Origin of the sequence: Streptomyces sp. Root431 (assembly GCF_001426585.1) — a bacterium.
Classification (GTDB): Bacteria; Actinomycetota; Actinomycetes; order Streptomycetales; family Streptomycetaceae; genus Streptomyces; species Streptomyces stackebrandtii.
This window is the reverse complement of sequence record NZ_LMEI01000010.1, coordinates 190,235-205,730: the sequence shown is the minus strand read 5'-3', so window position 1 is coordinate 205,730 and position 15,496 is coordinate 190,235. Positions and strand designations below refer to the sequence as shown.

General features: G+C 71.5%; 11 protein-coding genes. 2 read left to right on the top strand and 9 right to left on the bottom strand.

Annotated features, from left to right (window positions below; translation table 11 throughout):
• Positions 1–17: 17 nt before the first annotated feature.
• The 9 genes from ASC82_RS18550 to nirB form a co-directional block, all read right to left on the bottom strand.
• Positions 18–440: a hypothetical protein gene (locus ASC82_RS18550; protein ID WP_056648991.1), complete on the bottom strand. Its 423-nt coding sequence runs from the start codon at positions 438–440 to the stop codon at positions 18–20.
• Positions 437–1,102, bottom strand: coding sequence for a Rieske (2Fe-2S) protein (locus tag ASC82_RS18545; RefSeq protein WP_056648989.1), 666 nt, complete (start codon positions 1,100–1,102; stop codon positions 437–439). Before ASC82_RS18545 ends, ASC82_RS18550 begins: the two co-directional genes overlap by 4 nt.
• Positions 1,099–1,698 carry a 4Fe-4S dicluster domain-containing protein gene (locus tag ASC82_RS18540; RefSeq protein WP_056648988.1) on the bottom strand — a complete coding sequence of 200 codons (600 nt, stop codon included), beginning with the start codon at positions 1,696–1,698 and terminating at the stop codon, positions 1,099–1,101. The genes ASC82_RS18545 and ASC82_RS18540 overlap by 4 nt, the downstream gene beginning before the upstream one ends.
• A 7-nt stretch (positions 1,699–1,705) precedes the next feature.
• Positions 1,706–4,030: a molybdopterin oxidoreductase family protein gene (locus ASC82_RS18535; protein ID WP_056648985.1), complete on the bottom strand. Its 2,325-nt coding sequence runs from the start codon at positions 4,028–4,030 to the stop codon at positions 1,706–1,708.
• The gene (locus ASC82_RS18530; RefSeq protein WP_107105916.1) at positions 4,027–5,040 is read right to left on the bottom strand and encodes an MFS transporter; all 1,014 of its coding nucleotides are present in this window, start codon (positions 5,038–5,040) and stop codon (positions 4,027–4,029) included. The genes ASC82_RS18535 and ASC82_RS18530 overlap by 4 nt, the downstream gene beginning before the upstream one ends.
• Before the next feature lie 199 nt (positions 5,041–5,239).
• On the bottom strand, positions 5,240–6,061 hold the full coding sequence (gene pflA / locus ASC82_RS18525) for a pyruvate formate-lyase-activating protein (protein ID WP_056648981.1): 822 nt from the start codon (positions 6,059–6,061) through the stop codon (positions 5,240–5,242).
• Positions 6,062–6,141: 80 nt separating this feature from the next.
• Positions 6,142–8,406, bottom strand: coding sequence for a formate C-acetyltransferase (gene pflB / locus ASC82_RS18520; RefSeq protein WP_056648979.1), 2,265 nt, complete (start codon positions 8,404–8,406; stop codon positions 6,142–6,144).
• Positions 8,407–8,606: 200 nt separating this feature from the next.
• Complete coding sequence (locus ASC82_RS18515; protein WP_242427703.1) at positions 8,607–10,040, bottom strand: MFS transporter; 1,434 nt, start codon at positions 10,038–10,040, stop codon at positions 8,607–8,609.
• A 255-nt stretch (positions 10,041–10,295) separates the two neighbouring features.
• Positions 10,296–13,145, bottom strand: a complete 2,850-nt coding sequence (nirB, locus tag ASC82_RS18510) for a nitrite reductase large subunit NirB (protein ID WP_056648977.1) — start codon at positions 13,143–13,145, stop codon at positions 10,296–10,298.
• A gap of 294 nt (positions 13,146–13,439) precedes the next feature.
• Between nirB and ASC82_RS18505 the strand changes: the two genes are divergently transcribed.
• Together ASC82_RS18505 and ASC82_RS18500 are read left to right on the top strand one after the other, a co-directional pair.
• On the top strand, positions 13,440–14,144 hold the full coding sequence (locus tag ASC82_RS18505; protein ID WP_157863483.1) for a CbiX/SirB N-terminal domain-containing protein: 705 nt from the start codon (positions 13,440–13,442) through the stop codon (positions 14,142–14,144).
• A 149-nt stretch (positions 14,145–14,293) separates the two neighbouring features.
• Positions 14,294–15,469 carry a low temperature requirement protein A gene (locus tag ASC82_RS18500; protein ID WP_056648974.1) on the top strand — a complete coding sequence of 392 codons (1,176 nt, stop codon included), beginning with the start codon at positions 14,294–14,296 and terminating at the stop codon, positions 15,467–15,469.
• The last annotated feature ends 27 nt before the right edge of the window (positions 15,470–15,496 follow it).

Here is a 15,496-nt window from a genome sequence, read left to right as displayed (position 1 = left end):
GATCAGCGGGGTTCGGCTCAGCGGTCCTTCGGGTCGACGAGCCAGATGCCGAGGACGACCAGGAACGACAGGACGAGGAAACCCGCGCCCCACCACGCGGTGCCGGTGTCGCCGGCCATCCACTCGTCCACCACGATCGTCAGCCCCCAGAGCTGGCCGATGACGACCGTGAGCGCCAGCGCGAGGCGGGCGGACAGCTTCGAGGAGCGCTCCGGCTCCTGCTCCGTGCCGGCTCCGGGCCCCGGACCGGTGTGCCGGATCCGCGGGTCGCCGTAGCCGCTCGTGGGCCGGATCTGCGGATACCGCTCGTGCACCGGCCGGTTCAGACGCGGCTGGGCGCTGCCGGGGGTGTAGGCGGGCGGCGCCGTCGCCGCCTCGGGCGCCCCGGACGGCTCCGGCGCCCCCGGGTCCCGCGGGAACGGGGTCTCGCTCTCGCTCATGTCCGCTCGCTCCTCTCCTTCTCGGCGGTCTCCGCGCGGGCGGAGACTCCGGGGCAGCCGAGGCGTTCGGCGAGTTCGGGGCGGGTTCCGCCGAGCTGGCGGCAGAGGCCCTCGCGGGCGCTCTCGCCCGAGCGGGCCGTGCCGATGGCCCAGACGCTGCCGTCGGCCTCCTCCACGAGCAGCACCTTCGGCAGCCCGCGCGGCGGCGGGCCGGCGGTGACCTCTCCCGTACGGGCGCTGAAGATCCCCTCGTGGCAGGGGCAGTACAGCTCGCCCTCGCTCCCCCGCTCCTTGCGCCACAGCACGGCGCAGGCGAGGTGGGTGCAGACGGCGGAGTAGCCGGCGAGGGTGCCGTCCTCCATGCGGACGGCGACGGCCCGGTCCTCGTCGCCGGGGTAGCGGAAGGCCAGGGACTCGCCGGGCAGGATCCCGTCGGCGATCCGCTTCGGTTCGGGGGTCCCGTCGGGGTCGCCGTGGCGGTGCAGGATGCCGGAGGCGACGGCGACGCCGCCGACGGCCAGTCCGCCGGAGACGGTGGCGACGATCCGCAGGTAGTCGCGGCGGGTGGTGAGGGAGTCGGCGGCGATCCGGTCGCGGAGCGCCTCCTGCGCCGCGTCGGCGCGGGGGTCCGGCGCCGGCGGCTGGGGGTCGGTGACGCTCATCGAACGGCCCTTCCGTTGATCTCGACGACGGGCAGGCCGCCCGGGACCGGCCACTGGACCTTGTCGGCGGGGACGACCATCGCGACGCCGGTCGTGACGGTGGTCGTGCCGAAGGTGAAGGAGTCGGCGACCTGGACGCCGGGGCGTTCGGCCTGGAGCTCTTCGAGCGTTCCGTAGAAGAGAGCGCCGGTGGGGCAGACGGTGGCGCACATGGGGGCGAGGCCGTAGGCGGTGCGGTCGTAGCAGAGGTTGCACTTCATCTGGAGCTTCGCCTGGAGGTCGATCTTGGGGACGCCGAAGGGGCAGGCGTTGACGCAGTTCGCGCAGCCGATGCAGCGGGTGGTGTCGGCCTGCTGCACGACGCCGTCGGCGGTGACGAGGATCGCGTCGGCGGGGCAGACCTCGGCGCAGGGGGCGACGGGGTCCTCGCAGTGCATGCAGACGGTGGGGAGGGAGGCGACGGAGTGGCCTTCGTCGGGGTAGTCGAGGTGGATCATCGACTTGCCGCGGTGGGAGTCGCATTCGCGGCAGGCGGAGACGCAGGCCTGGCAGCCGATGCAGCGGCCCGGGTCGATGAAGATCGTGCGTCCCATCATGTGCGGGTCAGCTCCTCTCCGCGGTGCCGCGGCCTTGGGGGGAGGTGGGGGGCAGCGGGTCGAGACGGGAGACCTGGGTCTCCGGGTAGGCCTGCCGGCCGGGGGCGGTGGGCGGCGCGGGGACCTCGTCGACGCGCTCGGCCGCCTCGATGCGGGCGGCGCAGACCTTGTACTCCGGGATCTTGGAGCGGGGGTCGAGGGCGTCGATGGTGAGGGCGTTGGCCGCGGTCGGGACGGGCCAGTGGTAGGGGATGAAGACGGTGTCGGGGCGGATGGCCTCGGTGACGAGGGCGGGGAAGACCTCGCTGCCGCGGCGGGTGACGACACGGACGGGGTCGCCGTTGCGGAAGCCGTGGGAGGGGTGGACCTCGACCCAGGGGCGGGGGGTCTGTTCGACGAGGGCGCCGAGCCGGCGGGTCTGGTTGCCGGAGAGGAAGTGGGCGACGGTCCGGCCGGTGGTGAGCGAGAGGGGGTACTCCTCGCTGTACGGGTCCATGGGCGGGTGCCACTCGACGACCTGCATGTGGATCCTGCCGTCGGCGTGGTACGTCCTCCCGTCCTCGAAGAGCCGGGGGGTGCCGGGGTGCTCGGTGGTCGGGCAGGGCCAGGCGATGCCGCCGGTCTCCTCCAGGCGCTCGTAGGTGATGCCGTAGTAGTCGTTGACCGTGCCGGCGGAGGCGATGCGGAGCTCCTCGAAGACGGAGCGGGAGTCCGGGAAGGCGAACTTGTCGCCCGCGCCGAGCCGTTTGGCCAGTTCGCACATGACCCAGGTGTCGGTGCGGACGCCGGCGGGGGGCTCCTGGGCCTTGTTGTGCTTGACGACCCTGGCCTCGGCGTTGGCCATGACGCCTTCGTCCTCGGCCCAGACGGTGACGGGGAAGACGACGTGGGCGTTGGCCGCGGTCTCGGAGAGGAAGAAGTCGAATTGGGCGTGGAATTCGAGGGTGTCGTAGCCGTCCTTGACGGTGGCGTAGTTCGGGAGGGAGACGAAGGGGTTGTTGCAGATGCCGACGAGGCCGCGGATCTCCTGGCGCTGCATCTGCCAGACCATCTCCATCATGGAGGTGCCGGCGAGCGGGAGTTCGGTCTCGTCGACGCCCCAGATCTCGCAGATCTGACGGCGGTGCTCGGGGTTGGTGATGGAACGGCCGCCGGGCAGGAGGTCGGACTTCTGGCCGTGCTCGCGGCCGCCCTGGCCGTTGCCCTGGCCGGTGATGGTGCCGTAGCCGGCGCCGGGCTTGCCGATGTTCCCGGTGGCGACGCAGAGGTTGATGATCGAGAGGCAGTTCTCGACGCCCTGGGAGTGGTGCTCGACGCCGCGGGCGTGCCAGGCCATGGCCTTGCCGGCGCCGGCGAACATGCGGGCGACCTGGACGATCTGCTCTTCGGGCACGCCGCAGATCGTGGCGGAGCGGGAGGGCGGGTAGTCGGCGACGGTCTTCTTGACCTCGGCCCAGCCGGTGGTGTGGGCGGCGAGGTAGGCCTCGTCGGTGAGGCCTTCGGCGACGACGACGTGGAGGACGGCGTTGAAGAAAGCGGAGTCCGTGCCGGGCTTGAGGGCGACGTGGACGTCGGCGGTGCGGGCGATCGCGGTCTCGCGCGGGTCGACGACGATGAGGCTGGCGCCCCGGTCGCGGGCTCCCCACAGATACTGCGTCATGACGGGGAAGCACTCGCCGACGTTGGATCCGGCGATGAGGAGGCAGTCGGTGAGGAGGATGTCGGAGAAGGGGTTGCCGGCCCGGTCGATGCCGAAGGCGAGCTTGTTGGCTCCGGCGGCGGAGACCATGCAGAGGCGGCCGTTGTAGTCGACGTGCCGGGTCTTGAGGGCGACCCGGGCGAACTTGCCGACGAGATAGGTCTTCTCGGAGTAGAGGCTGGCGCCGCCGAGGAGCCCGAAGGCGTCGTTGCCGTACTCGCCCTGGATGCGGCGGATCTCGGCGACGGTGTGGTCGAGGGCCTCTTCCCAGCTGACCTCGCGGAACTCCTCGTCGCGGTTGCTCCGCATGAGGGGCGCGGTGAGCCGGTCGGGGTGGTTGACCTGCTGGTAGGCGTTGATGCCCTTGGGGCAGAGCCGCATGCGGTTGATGTCGTGGTTGCGGGGCTCGACGCCGAAGACCTTGCCGCCGCGGTCGACCCGGAGGTACATGCCGCACTGCACGCCGCAGAAGCAGCAGTGCGTGGGCACGAGCGTCTCGCCGTTCTGGTCGGCGTGCCAGCGGTCGGCGGGAATGCCGCCGGCGTCCCGGAAGGCACGGGTGCCGGGCGGTGCGAGGGAGGGATCGAGCGGCAGCGGCTGCCCGGAGGTGGTCGCGGGGTCGGTCGCGGTCACTTGAAGCCCTTCTTGACGTGGTCGAGGTAGGCGTTTCCGCGGAGGACGCGCTTGCAGCGGGGGCAGTACTCGGCCCATTCGCCCAGGTCGAGGTCGCGCATGGTGCCCTGGAGGTTCTCGACGTAGGGGGTGGTGTCGATGGGTTCCTCGCAGCGGCGGCAGGCGAGGACGGACTCGTCCTTGCCGCGGGAGGTGTATTTGAACAGCTGCATGCCGACGGCGGCGGGCCGTTGGACGATGTGGAAGAACTTCCCGAAGGGGATGTAGATGAGGGTGAAGACGACCGACACCATGTGGAGGATGGCGAGGAACTCGTAGCCTCCGCCGTGCAGGAAGATCGACGAGAAGGTGAGCAGCAGCCCGGTCACGGAGATGACGATGAGGGCGAGCAGCGGCACCAGGTCGTAGGCGAAGCGCTGGCCGGTGATGGCGCCGCGGTCCTTCATGCGGCGCCAGAGGAAGTAGCCGGCGCCGGGGATGACCAGGACGGCGGCGATGTCGAGGCCGTGGAACATGAGCCAGCCGAGGACGCTGAGGGCGTCGAAGCCGATGACCTTGAAGCCCCAGATCCGCATCTCGTAGCCGGGGCCCGCGCCGGTGGAGGAGGTGAAGGTGAACCAGCCCCAGGTGAGGGGGAAGGTGATCGCGGCGGCCAGCAGGCAGCCCCAGAAGATGAGCTGGTGGGCGGCCCAGCGGGCGTGGGAGCGGGCGCCGAGGAACTTCTGGAAGCCGAGGTAGGTGGCGATCATCTTCGGCAGGGCGGTGGGGGCCTTGCGGAAGTTCGCGGCGGAGAAGAAGGAGCCCCAGCCCTTGCGGAAGAGGCGGCGGGCGCCGGGGGCGGAGATCCAGACGGTGTACCGGTAGGCGACACCGAAGGCGAGGAAGACCGTGGCGACGGCGTACGGCAGGAGGGCCGAGTCGAAGTCGCGGAGCAGACGGCTGCCGAGGACGATCGCGAGGATCAGGAGCACGGAGACGACGGTGCCCGCGAGGGATGCGCGGCGGCGCACGGCGGCGGGGGTCTGTGGCGCGTGTCCGGCGGCTGCGGGGTCGCCTGGCGCGGCGGTGCCGGGGGCGGGGGCTCCTGCTGCCGGGTCGCCGGGGGCGGGGGTCGGCTCGGCTGTCTGCGGTGGCTCGGTCACGCGGCCACGGTAAGGGCGTACGTACCGTTTCGTCCTGTTTTACGGGGTGGCGGGGTGAGCGCGTCGCTCAGACAGCGTGCAGGCCGTGGGCGAGGAAGACCTCGCGGGCCCCGGCGACTTGCTCGGGCGTCGCGGACGGGGTGTCGTGCAGGGTGAACGGCATGGCGAGTGCTTGCCACTTCGCTTCGCCGAGCTTGTGGAAGGGGAGGACGTCCACGCGGGAGACGTTGCCCAGGCCGGCGGCGAAGGCGGCGACTCCCTCGATGTTGGCGGGGGCGTCGGTGAGCCCCGGGACGAGCACGAAGCGGACGTGGACCTCCTGGCCGAGGTCGGCGAGGCGGCGGGCGAAGTCCAGGGTCGGCCGCAGCGGCCGCCCGGTGACCTTCTTGTACGTGTCCGGGTCCCAGGACTTGATGTCGAGCAGGACCAGGTCGGTGTCGCGCAGCAGGGCGTCGGTGGCGCGGACGCCGAGGAAGCCCGAGGTGTCGAGGGCCGTGTGGAGGCCGAGCTCGTGCTTCATCCGGTGCAGGAGCTCGCCGGTGAAGACGGGCTGGAGGAGGGGCTCCCCGCCGGAGATGGTGGCCCCGCCGCCGGAGGCGGCGATGAAGCGGACGTACTTGCCCGCCTCGGCGATCACGTCGTCGGCGGAGGTGCGCTTGCCGTTGCGCATCTTCCAGGTGTCGGGGTTGTGGCAGTAGAGACAGGTGAGGGGGCAGCCGGAGAGGAAGGTGACGAAGCGGGTGCCCGGTCCGTCGACACCGGTGGACAGGTCCCAGGAGTGGACCGAGCCCTCGGAGGGCCGCTGGGTCGCCGCGGCGGCCGGAGTGACGGGGGCGGCCGGCGTGGCGGGCGTGACAGGGGTGGCGGGTCCGATGGCGAGGCTGGTCATGGCAGGGCCTCCTGCGGAGGGTGTCGGGTGCGTCCCGGGGCCGGCGGTGAGGGCCACCGACCCCGGGAGCGGTGAGGGGGCTACAGCGAGCCGTGGAAGGTGCGGTTCAGGACGTCGAGCTGCTGCTCGCGGGTGAGCCGGACGAAGTTGACCGCGTATCCGGAGACCCGGATGGTCAGCTGCGGGTAGTTCTCCGGGTGCTCCATGGCGTCCATCAGCACGTCGCGGTTGAGGACGTTGACGTTCATGTGGAAGCCGTCGCTGGCCATGTAGCCGTCGAGGACGCCCGCGAGGTTCTTGATCCGCTCCTCGGGGGTGCGGCCCAGGCCGTCGGGGGTGACGGTGTTGGTGAGCGAGATGCCGTCCTCGGCGTCCTCGTAGGGGAGCTTGGCGACCGAGAGGGCCGAGGCGACGTAGCCGTGGGTGTCGCGGCCGTTCATCGGGTTGGCGCCCGGGGAGAAGGGCTCGCCGGCACGGCGCCCGTCGGGGGTGTTGCCGGTCTTCTTGCCGTAGACGACGTTGGAGGTGATGGTCAGGACGGACTGGGTGTGCTCGGCACCGCGGTACGTGGGGTGCTTGCGGACCTTCCGCATGAACTCCTCGACCAGCCGGACCGCGATCTCGTCGACGCGCTCGTCGTTGTTGCCGTACGCCGGGTAGTCGCCGTCGATGACGTAGTCGGTGGCTAGTCCGGTCTCGTCCCGGACGGGGGTGACCTTGGCGTACTTGACGGCGGCGAGGGAGTCGGCGGCGACGGAGAGGCCGGCGATGCCGCAGGCCATGGTGCGGCGCACGTCGCGGTCGTGGAGCGCCATCTCGATGCGCTCGTAGGCGTACCGGTCGTGCATGTAGTGGATGACGTTCAGGGCGTGGACGTAGATGCTCGCGAGCCACTCCATCTGCTCGTCGAACTTGGCCATGACCTCGTCGTAGTCGAGGACCTCGGCCGCCCCCGTCTCCATTGAACGCAGCGGGCCGCTCTCCGGGCCGACCTGGGCGCCGGACTTCTCGTCGCGGCCGCCGTTGATCGCGTAGAGGAGGGTCTTGGCGAGGTTCACGCGGGCGCCGAAGAACTGCATCTGCTTGCCGACGGGCATCGCGGAGACGCAGCAGGCGATGGCCGTGTCGTCGCCGAAGCGGGGGCGCATCAGCTCGTCCGACTCGTACTGGACGGAGGACGTGTCGATGGAGACCCGCGCGCAGAACTCCTTGAAGCCCTGCGGGAGCTGCGGCGACCAGAAGACGGTCATGTTCGGCTCGGGGGCCGGGCCGAGGTTGTAGAGCGTCTGGAGGTAGCGGAAGGAGGTCTTCGTGACGAGCGGGCGGCCGTCCTCGCCCATGCCGGCGATGGACTCGGTGACCCAGGTGGGGTCGCCGGAGAACAGCTCGTCGTACTCGGGGGTGCGCAGGAAGCGGACGATGCGGAGCTTGATGACGAAGTCGTCGACGAGCTCCTGGGCCTGCTCCTCGGTGAGGAGACCGGCCTCGATGTCGCGCTGGAGGTAGACGTCGAGGAAGGTGGACGTCCGGCCGAGGGACATCGCCGCGCCGTTCTGCTCCTTCACGGCGGCGAGGTAGGCGAAGTACAGCCACTGGATCGCCTCGCGGCCCGTGCCGGCGGGGCCGGAGATGTCGTGACCGTAGGAGGCGGCCATCGCCTTGAGTTCACCGAGGGCGCGGATCTGCTCGGAGAGCTCCTCGCGGAGGCGGATGGTCTCCTCGAGCGAACGGTTTCCGGCGGGGAGGGCGTTGAGCTCCTCCTTCTCCTCCTTCTTCACCGCGATCAGCCGGTCGACGCCGTAGAGCGCGACGCGGCGGTAGTCGCCGATGATGCGGCCGCGGCCGTAGGCGTCGGGGAGGCCGGTGACGATGCCGGCCTTGCGGGCGGCGCGGATCTCGGGGGTGTACGCGTCGAAGACGCCGGCGTTGTGGGTCTTGCGGTACTCGGTGAAGACCTTCTCGAGCTCCTCGGAGACCGGGTAGCCGTAGGTCTCCAGGGCGCCGGCGACCATGCGCCAGCCGCCGTACGGCATGATCGCGCGCTTCAGCGGAGCGTCGGTCTGCAGGCCGACGATCAGGTCCTTGTCGCGGTCGATGTAGCCGGGGGCGTGGGCGGTGATGGTGGAGGGGATGTCGTACGAGACGTCGTGGACGCCCTTGGCGCGCTCCTCCGGGAACTTGTCCGTGATGACCTTCCACACGGCGGTGGTCCGCTCGGTGGGGCCGGCGAGGAAGGAGTCGTCGCCCTCGTACGGCGTGTAGTTCTGCTGGATGAAGTCGCGGACGTCGACGGCGTCGCGCCAGAGCCCGCCCTTGAAGCCCTTCCAGGCCCCATCGGTCACCATTGCCTCAGCAGGAGTTGCAGTCACTGCCCGCACCGCCCTCTTCGATTCATTCGATCGCGTCGTTGCTTACCTCCATTCCACTCCTTCTGATCGATCATTTCGGTCGGCATTGGTCACCGGTCGACGGGCTTTGGTCCTGTTCCGGATACGCCGGAAGGCCCCGCCGTGGCGGGGCCTTCTCCTGAGGGAAAACCAGGGGCTCAGCTGGGTGCCTCCGCGCTCTTGCGGGCGTAGAACCACCAGGTCACGACCGTGCAGCTGGCGTAGAAGGCGACGAATCCCCACATCGCGCTGGTCACGGCCACCGAGCCGAAGAGGGCCGGGATGAAGAAGAAGCCGTAGGCGGCGATGGCCGAGGTGAAGCCGGTGACGGCGCCGGACTCCATCTCCGCCTGCTTCAGCGCCTTGGTGTATTCCGGGGTGCCTTCCTCCAGGCCCTTGAGGTGGGTGCCGCGGAAGATGACCGGGATCTGCCGGAAGGTCGAGCCGTTGCCGATTCCGGAGAAGAAGAACGCGGCGAGGAAGCAGAAGAAGAAGCCGTAGAAGGAGCCGCCGTCACTGCCCGAGGGCAGGAATTCGATCACGCCGATGATGGAGACGGCCATGCCCACGAAGGACAGGATCGTGACCCGCGCGCCGCCCCACTTGTCGGCGATCCAGCCGCCGCCCCAGCGGGCGAGGGCGCCGACGGCCGGGCCCATCCAGGCGTAGGTGGCGACGGAGTAGTCCGGGAACGTGGTCTTGATCAGCATCGGCAGGGCGGCGGCGAAGCCGATGAAGGAGCCGAAGGTGCCGACGTACAGCCAGGTCATCAGCCAGTTGTGCTTGCGCTTGAAGATGATCTTCTGCTGGCTGAAGGGGGTCGAGGCCACCTTGAGGTCGTTCTGCCCGAACCAGGCCACGGCGGCCAGGATCAGCAGGATCGGGACCCAGAGGAACGCGGCGTTCTGCAGGTAGACGGGGGTGCCGTCGGCCTTGTGCTGGGCGGAGCCGATCGCGATGGTCGACCAGGTGATGACGATCGGGGTGAGGAGCTGGACGACGGAGACGCCGAGGTTGCCGAGACCGCCGTTGATGCCGGTCGCGCTGCCCTTCCTCGCCTTGGGGAAGAAGAAGCCGATGTTGGCGAGGGAGGAGGCGAAGTTCGCGCCGCCGATGCCGCAGAGCGCGGCGATGGCGACCATCACGGCGTACGGGGTCGTCGGGTCCTGGATGGCGATGCCGAGCCAGATCAGCGGCACGATCAGGACGACCGTCGACAGCGCGGTGAAGCGGCGCTGGCCGACCATCGGACCGAGGAAGGTGTAGAAGATCCGGGCCGTGCCGCCGGTCAGGCCGGGGATGGCCGTCAGCCAGAACAGCTGTGAGGTGGAGAAGCCGAAGCCGACGTCCTTGAGGTTGGTCGCGGTGACCGACCAGACCTGCCACACGACGAAGGCCACGAGCAGCGCCGGGACCGCGATCCAGAGGTTGCGGGTCGCGACCTTCTTGCCGATGGACTTCCAGAAGAGCTCGTTCTCGGGCTCCCAGTCGGTGATCGGCTTCCCGGGGCGGTACTGCTCCGTGTCGTACGACGGAGCAGGCCCGCCCGTCCTTCTGCTGCCCTGGTCCTGGGACTGGACTACGGAACTCATGGCGCTTCCCTGCCTTTTCGCCTTCTCGGCTTTCGCAGACTTTCCTTGCTCCTCCAGGCTGCGCCCGGGCATGAGGGGGAAGTCAGAGCCGATGGTCGCCGGACGGGCGGGCGTAGGTCCCCTCCCGGTCAGGCCGTAGGCACCGGCAGGACGGGCAGGGAACCCTCCTCGTCAGGCCGTAGGCACCGGCAGGACGGGCGGGGGCAGCCCCGGTCAGGCCGTAGGCACCCGCAGGACGGGCGGGGGCAACCCCGGTCAGGCCGTAGGCACCCGCAGGACCGGCAGGGACACCTTCGGGTCGTCGAGGCACGCCCCGGTCCGCAGGTCGAACTCCTGCTTGTGCATCGGAGAGGCCACGACCGGCACCCCGTCGCGGCTGCCCATGATCCCGTCCGCGATGACGTCGGCGCCCGAGAACGGGTCCCGGTTCCCCACCGCGTACACCTCGCCGTCCCCGTCCCGGAAGAGCGCCGCCTCCGTGCCGTCTTCGAGGACGGCGGCGCGCCCGCGCCCCGGCTCCAGGAACTCCACCCCGGCGACGTGCGGCTCGAAGCGGGCCAGGGCCGCCGGGTCGTCGAGGACCGCCTGCCACTCGTCGCGGTACGCGGCGACGTACCGGTCCATCTGCGCTTCGAGCTCCGCGCAGATCCCCAGCGAGTCCTCGATCAGGACCTCCTTGAGGTGGTCGAGGCCGCCGTCCAGCCGCTCCAGCCAGGCCGAGGTGCGCTCCAAGCGCTCGCCGGTCCGTACGTAGTACATGAGGAAGCGGTCGATCAGAGCGAACAGTGCGGCGGCCGACAGGTCGGAGGCGAGCAGGTCGGCGTGGCGAGGGCCGGTGCCGCCGTTGCCGCAGACGTAGAGGTTCCAGCCGCCGGCGGTGGCGATGACGCCGATGTCCTTGCCGCGGGCCTCCGCGCACTCGCGCAGACAGCCCGAGACCCCGCCCTTGATCTTGTGCGGGGCGCGCAGGCCCCGGTAGCGGAGCTCCAGGTCGATCGCGAGCTGGACCGAGTCGCCCTGCCCGAAGCGGCAGAAGCGGGACCCGACGCAGGACTTGACCGTCCGCAGGGACTTTCCGTACGCCTGCCCCGACTCGAATCCGGCGGCGATCAACCGCCGCCAGATCGTGAGTAGTTCCTCCTTTCGCGCGCCGAAGAGGTCGATCCGCTGGCCGCCGGTGATCTTGCTGTAGAGGCCGTGGTCGCGGGCCACCTCGCCGATGACGATGAGCTGTTCGGCGGTGATCTCACCGCCGGGGACGCGCGGGACGACCGAATAGGTGCCGTCCTTCTGGAGGTTGGCGAGGAAGAGGTCGTTGGAGTCCTGGAGCGCGGCCTGCTCACCTTCGAGGACGTGCCGCAGGCCCAGCTCGGGGGCGAGGGTGCCGAGGACGTTGGCGACGACGGGCTTGCAGACGGTGCAGCCCGCGCCGCCGGAGCCGCACCGCTCGGCCAACTCGGTGTAGGAGCGGATGTGTTCGGCGCGGACGAGCGCGTACAGCTCGGGGCGCGAGAGCGTCGGGAAGTGCTCGCACAGGCCGCGCGGCTTCTCCACCCCGGCCGCGTCGAGGACGGCCTGGAGGGTGTTCACGCAGCCGCCGCAGCCCGTGCCGGCCTTGGTGCAGCGCTTGATCCCGCCGATGTCGGTCAGTCCGTGCTCGGCGATCGCCCCGGCCACCGCGCCCTTGGTCACGTTGTGGCAGGAGCAGACGACGGCGTCGTCGGGGAGGGCGTCCGCGCCGGGGAGCTCCGCCCCGGAGGCGGTCGCGGGGAGGATGAACGCCTCGGGCGGGGCGGGGAGTTTCCGCCCCGCGTGCGGCTTCAGCGAGCCGTACGCGTCGGCGTCGCCGACCAGGATGCCGCCGAGGAGCTGCCCCTCGGGGCCGAGCAGCAGCTTCTTGTAGACGCCCTCGCGCCCGTCCGAGAACACGATCTCGGTGACCTGCGGGCCGCCGTCCTGGCCGTCGTCCGGGCCGTCTCCGCCGCCCGCGAAGGGGTCGCCGAAGGAGGCCACGTCCGCGCCGAGCAGCTTGAGCTTGGTGGAGGTGTCGGCGCCCGTGAAGACGGTCGTCCCGTCGCCCGCGAGCTGGTCGGCGACCGCCTCCGCCATCTGGTAGCCGGGCGCCACGAGCCCGTACACCCGCCCGTCGGAGGTCTGCGCGCACTCCCCGATCGCGTACACGTACGGGTCGGTCGTCCGGCAGCGCTCGTCCACCGCCACTCCCCCGCGGTCGCCGACCGCGAGCCCCGCCTCGCGGGCGAGCCGGTCGCGCGGCCGGACCCCGGCGGAGAAGACGACGACGTCGGCGGGGAGCCGCTCGCCGCTGGACAGCCGGAGGCCGGACACCTGCCCGTCGGCGTCCGTCTCAACCTCGGCGGCGCCGACGCCGGTGTGCACGGCCACGCCCATCGACTCGATGGTGGAGCGCAGGGCCGCCGCGCCGCCGTCGTCGACCTGGAGCGGCATCAGGCGGGGCGCGAACTCGACGACGTGCGTGGCGAGTCCGAGAGTGCGGAGCGCGCCGGCGGCCTCCAGGCCGAGGAGCCCGCCGCCGATGACGACGCCGGTACGGGCCTCGCCATCGGCGGACGCGGCGGACGCGCCGTTCGTGGCCTCGCTGTTCGTGGCCCCTCTGCACAAGGCCTCGCTGTACGTCGTGAGCGCGTCGACGTCGTAGAGCGTGCGGTACGTGAAGCAGCCGGGCGCGTCGGCGCCGGGGATCGGCGGCACGAAGGGGTACGAGCCGGTGGCCAGGACCAGCGCGTCGTAGGCGACGACCGCGCCGGAGGTCGTGGTGACCGTGCGGGCCGCCGTGTCGATCTGCTCGGCCGGGTCGCCGAGCCGCAGGTCGATGCCGTTCCCGGCGAGGAACTCTGGGGTGGAGAGCCCCAGTTGATCGGGGTCGGTGCCGGTGAAGACGGAGGAGAGATGGACCCGGTCGTAGGCGGGCACGTCCTCCTCCGCGAGCACGGTCACCCGCCAGCCGGGCCCCGCGGGGTCGGCCGGGTCGACGAGCGCCCCGCGCTCGGCCAGCGCCTCCAGGAGCCGGTGGCCGACCATGCCGTGGCCGATGAGGACGAGCGTCTGTGTCCGCTGGGCTGCCATGGCGGTCTCCGTGGGGCTCGGGTTCGGGGTGGAGGCGGGGTGCGCGGCGGGGTGCGAGGCGGAATGCGAGGCGGGGTGCGATTCGGGGTGCCACACCCTTCCGACCGTAGGGGCGCGGGGCCGGCGTGTCGGGCCCGTGAAAGGCCCGAGGATCGGGGACTTGTGGCCCTGCCGGCGAGGTCTTACGGCGGCGGTACGGAGGCGGGGCGGGGCCTAGCGTGAACGGAGTGGGGCCACCGGCGGCGTACGACACCGCCGCCCGTGGCCCCCGGGGGAACGTCTGTGGAGGTACGCATGCGGAACCTGGTCCTGGCCGTGCACGGCAGCGCCGTCCCCGAGGCGGGGGCGGCGGTCGGGCGGCTCGCCGACACGGTACGGCGGCTGACCGGGGCGCCCGTCGCCGTCGGTCACCTCGACCACCAGCAGCCCTCCCTCCCGTACGTCCTCGCGGACCGGCCCGGCGCGGTCGTCGTCCCGCTGCTCCTCGGCGACGGCTACCACCGCACCGTCGACATCCCGGCCGTCGCCCGCCGCTTCGACTGTGCGGTCACGCGCGGGCCGAGCGGCGAGCTAGCGGTGGCCCTCGCGCTGTACGACCGGCTGCGTGCCGCCGAACGGGCGGCCGGCGGCCCGGCCGACGCGGTCGTCGTCGCCGGGGCGGGCTCCTCGCGGCCCGGCGGCAACGACGGCACGCTCACGGCGGTCCGGCAGCTGGCGACGCTCCTGCCGGTGCCGGTGACCGTCGCGTACTGCTCGGCGAGCGCCCCGCCCCCCGCCGAGGCCGTCGCCCGCCTGCACGCCCAGGGCTTCCGCCGCGTCGCGGTCGCCGCGCATCTGCTGGCCCCGGGCCGCTTCACCCGCGCCCTCGCGGAGATCCCGGACACGTGGGCGGTCGGGGAGCCGCTGGCCGGGCATCCGCGCCTGGCGGGGCTTGTGGTGGCGCGGTACGCGGGGGCCTGCGCGGACGCTCGGGCGGAAGAGGCCGTGCGGGCGGCCTGACGGAGGTCCGCACCCGTACGGCGCCAGGGCCCCGTCTCCGTACGGCGCCACCCGCCCCGTACCGCGCCCCCCTCCTCGTACGGCGCCGCCCGCCCCGTACCGCGTGGCATACCCCTGGACGCGCCGACCGCTCTGCTGTCCTGGGACGCATGACGCAACCGTTCCTCCCCCTCACCGCCCGCTCCCGCGAGGAGTCGCACCGGGCCGCCACCCCCCTGGAACTCTTCTTCGACCTGTGCTTCGTCGTCGCCGTCGCACAGGCCGGCGCCGAGCTCGTCCACGCGGTCGCGGAGAACCACACCGGCGAGGGGATCCTCAACTACGCGATGGTCTTCTTCGCCATCTGGTGGGCGTGGATGAACTTCACCTGGTTCGCCTCGGCCTACGACAACGACGACGTCCTCTACCGCGTCGTCACGCTCGTCCAGATCGCCGGCGTCCTCGTCCTCGCCGCCGGCATCACGCGCGCCTTCCAGGAGCACGACTTCCTCGTCGTCTTCATCGGCTACGCCGTCATGCGGCTCGCGCTCGCCTTCCAGTGGCTCCGCGCCGCCCACCACGCCACCGACCCCGCCGAGCGGACGATGTGCCGGCGGTACGCGGGCGGGGTCGTCGCCGTCCAGTTCGGCTGGCTCGCGCTCGTCCTCGCGCCCGAGCCCGCGCGCGGCTGGATCTTCCTCGTCATGGCGCTCGCGGAGATGGCCGTGCCCGTGTACGCGGAGAAGGACGCGCCCAGCACCTGGCACCCGCACCACATCGCCGAGCGGTACGGCCTGTTCACCATCATCGTGCTCGGCGAGACCGTCGCCGCCGCGACGGTCGCCGTGAAGTCCGGCATCGTCGAGAACGACGCCCTCGGCGAGCTCCTGCCGATCGCCGTCGGCGGCCTGCTCCTCGTCTTCGCCGCCTGGTGGATCTACTTCGTCGTGCCCGCCCACGACCGGCTGACCTCCAGCCGCCAGGGCTTCCTGTGGGGCTACGGCCACTACGTCATCTTCGCCTCGGCCGCCGCCGTCGGCGCGGGCCTGGAGATCGCCGTCGAGCAGGCCGTGGGCGAGGCCCACATCTCGACGCTCGCCGCGTCCGCCGCCGTCACGATCCCCTCGGCCATTTTCCTGCTCTCCGTCTGGCTGCTGCACGCGCGCTACTTCAAGGTCGGCATCGCCCAGCAACTGGTGCTGCCGGTGGCTTCGCTGGCGATCCTGATGTGCACGTTCGCGGGCCGCTGGGCGGTCCTCGCCGCGGGGCTCGTCGCGGCGGCCACGGTCGCGACCGGGGTGACGCTGTCCGCCCGGAACCCGGCGACCCGGGCCACGGCCGCCTGAGATCCGTAGCGGCCCTGGAGGCGTCGG

Bases quoted from the DNA above. Each gene is read 5' to 3' on its own strand.
- ASC82_RS18505 (WP_157863483.1), top strand. From the start codon at position 13,440: ATGCGGAACCTGGTCCTGGCCGTGCACGGCAGCGCCGTCCCCGAGGCG.
- nirB (WP_056648977.1), bottom strand. From the start codon at position 13,145: ATGGCAGCCCAGCGGACACAGACGCTCGTCCTCATCGGCCACGGCATG.
- pflA (WP_056648981.1), bottom strand. From the start codon at position 6,061: ATGACCAGCCTCGCCATCGGACCCGCCACCCCTGTCACGCCCGCCACG.
- ASC82_RS18515 (WP_242427703.1), bottom strand. From the start codon at position 10,040: ATGAGTTCCGTAGTCCAGTCCCAGGACCAGGGCAGCAGAAGGACGGGC.
- pflB (WP_056648979.1), bottom strand. From the start codon at position 8,406: ATGGTGACCGATGGGGCCTGGAAGGGCTTCAAGGGCGGGCTCTGGCGC.
- ASC82_RS18500 (WP_056648974.1), top strand. From the start codon at position 14,294: ATGACGCAACCGTTCCTCCCCCTCACCGCCCGCTCCCGCGAGGAGTCG.
- ASC82_RS18540 (WP_056648988.1), bottom strand. From the start codon at position 1,698: ATGATGGGACGCACGATCTTCATCGACCCGGGCCGCTGCATCGGCTGC.
- ASC82_RS18550 (WP_056648991.1), bottom strand. From the start codon at position 440: ATGAGCGAGAGCGAGACCCCGTTCCCGCGGGACCCGGGGGCGCCGGAG.
- ASC82_RS18545 (WP_056648989.1), bottom strand. From the start codon at position 1,102: ATGAGCGTCACCGACCCCCAGCCGCCGGCGCCGGACCCCCGCGCCGAC.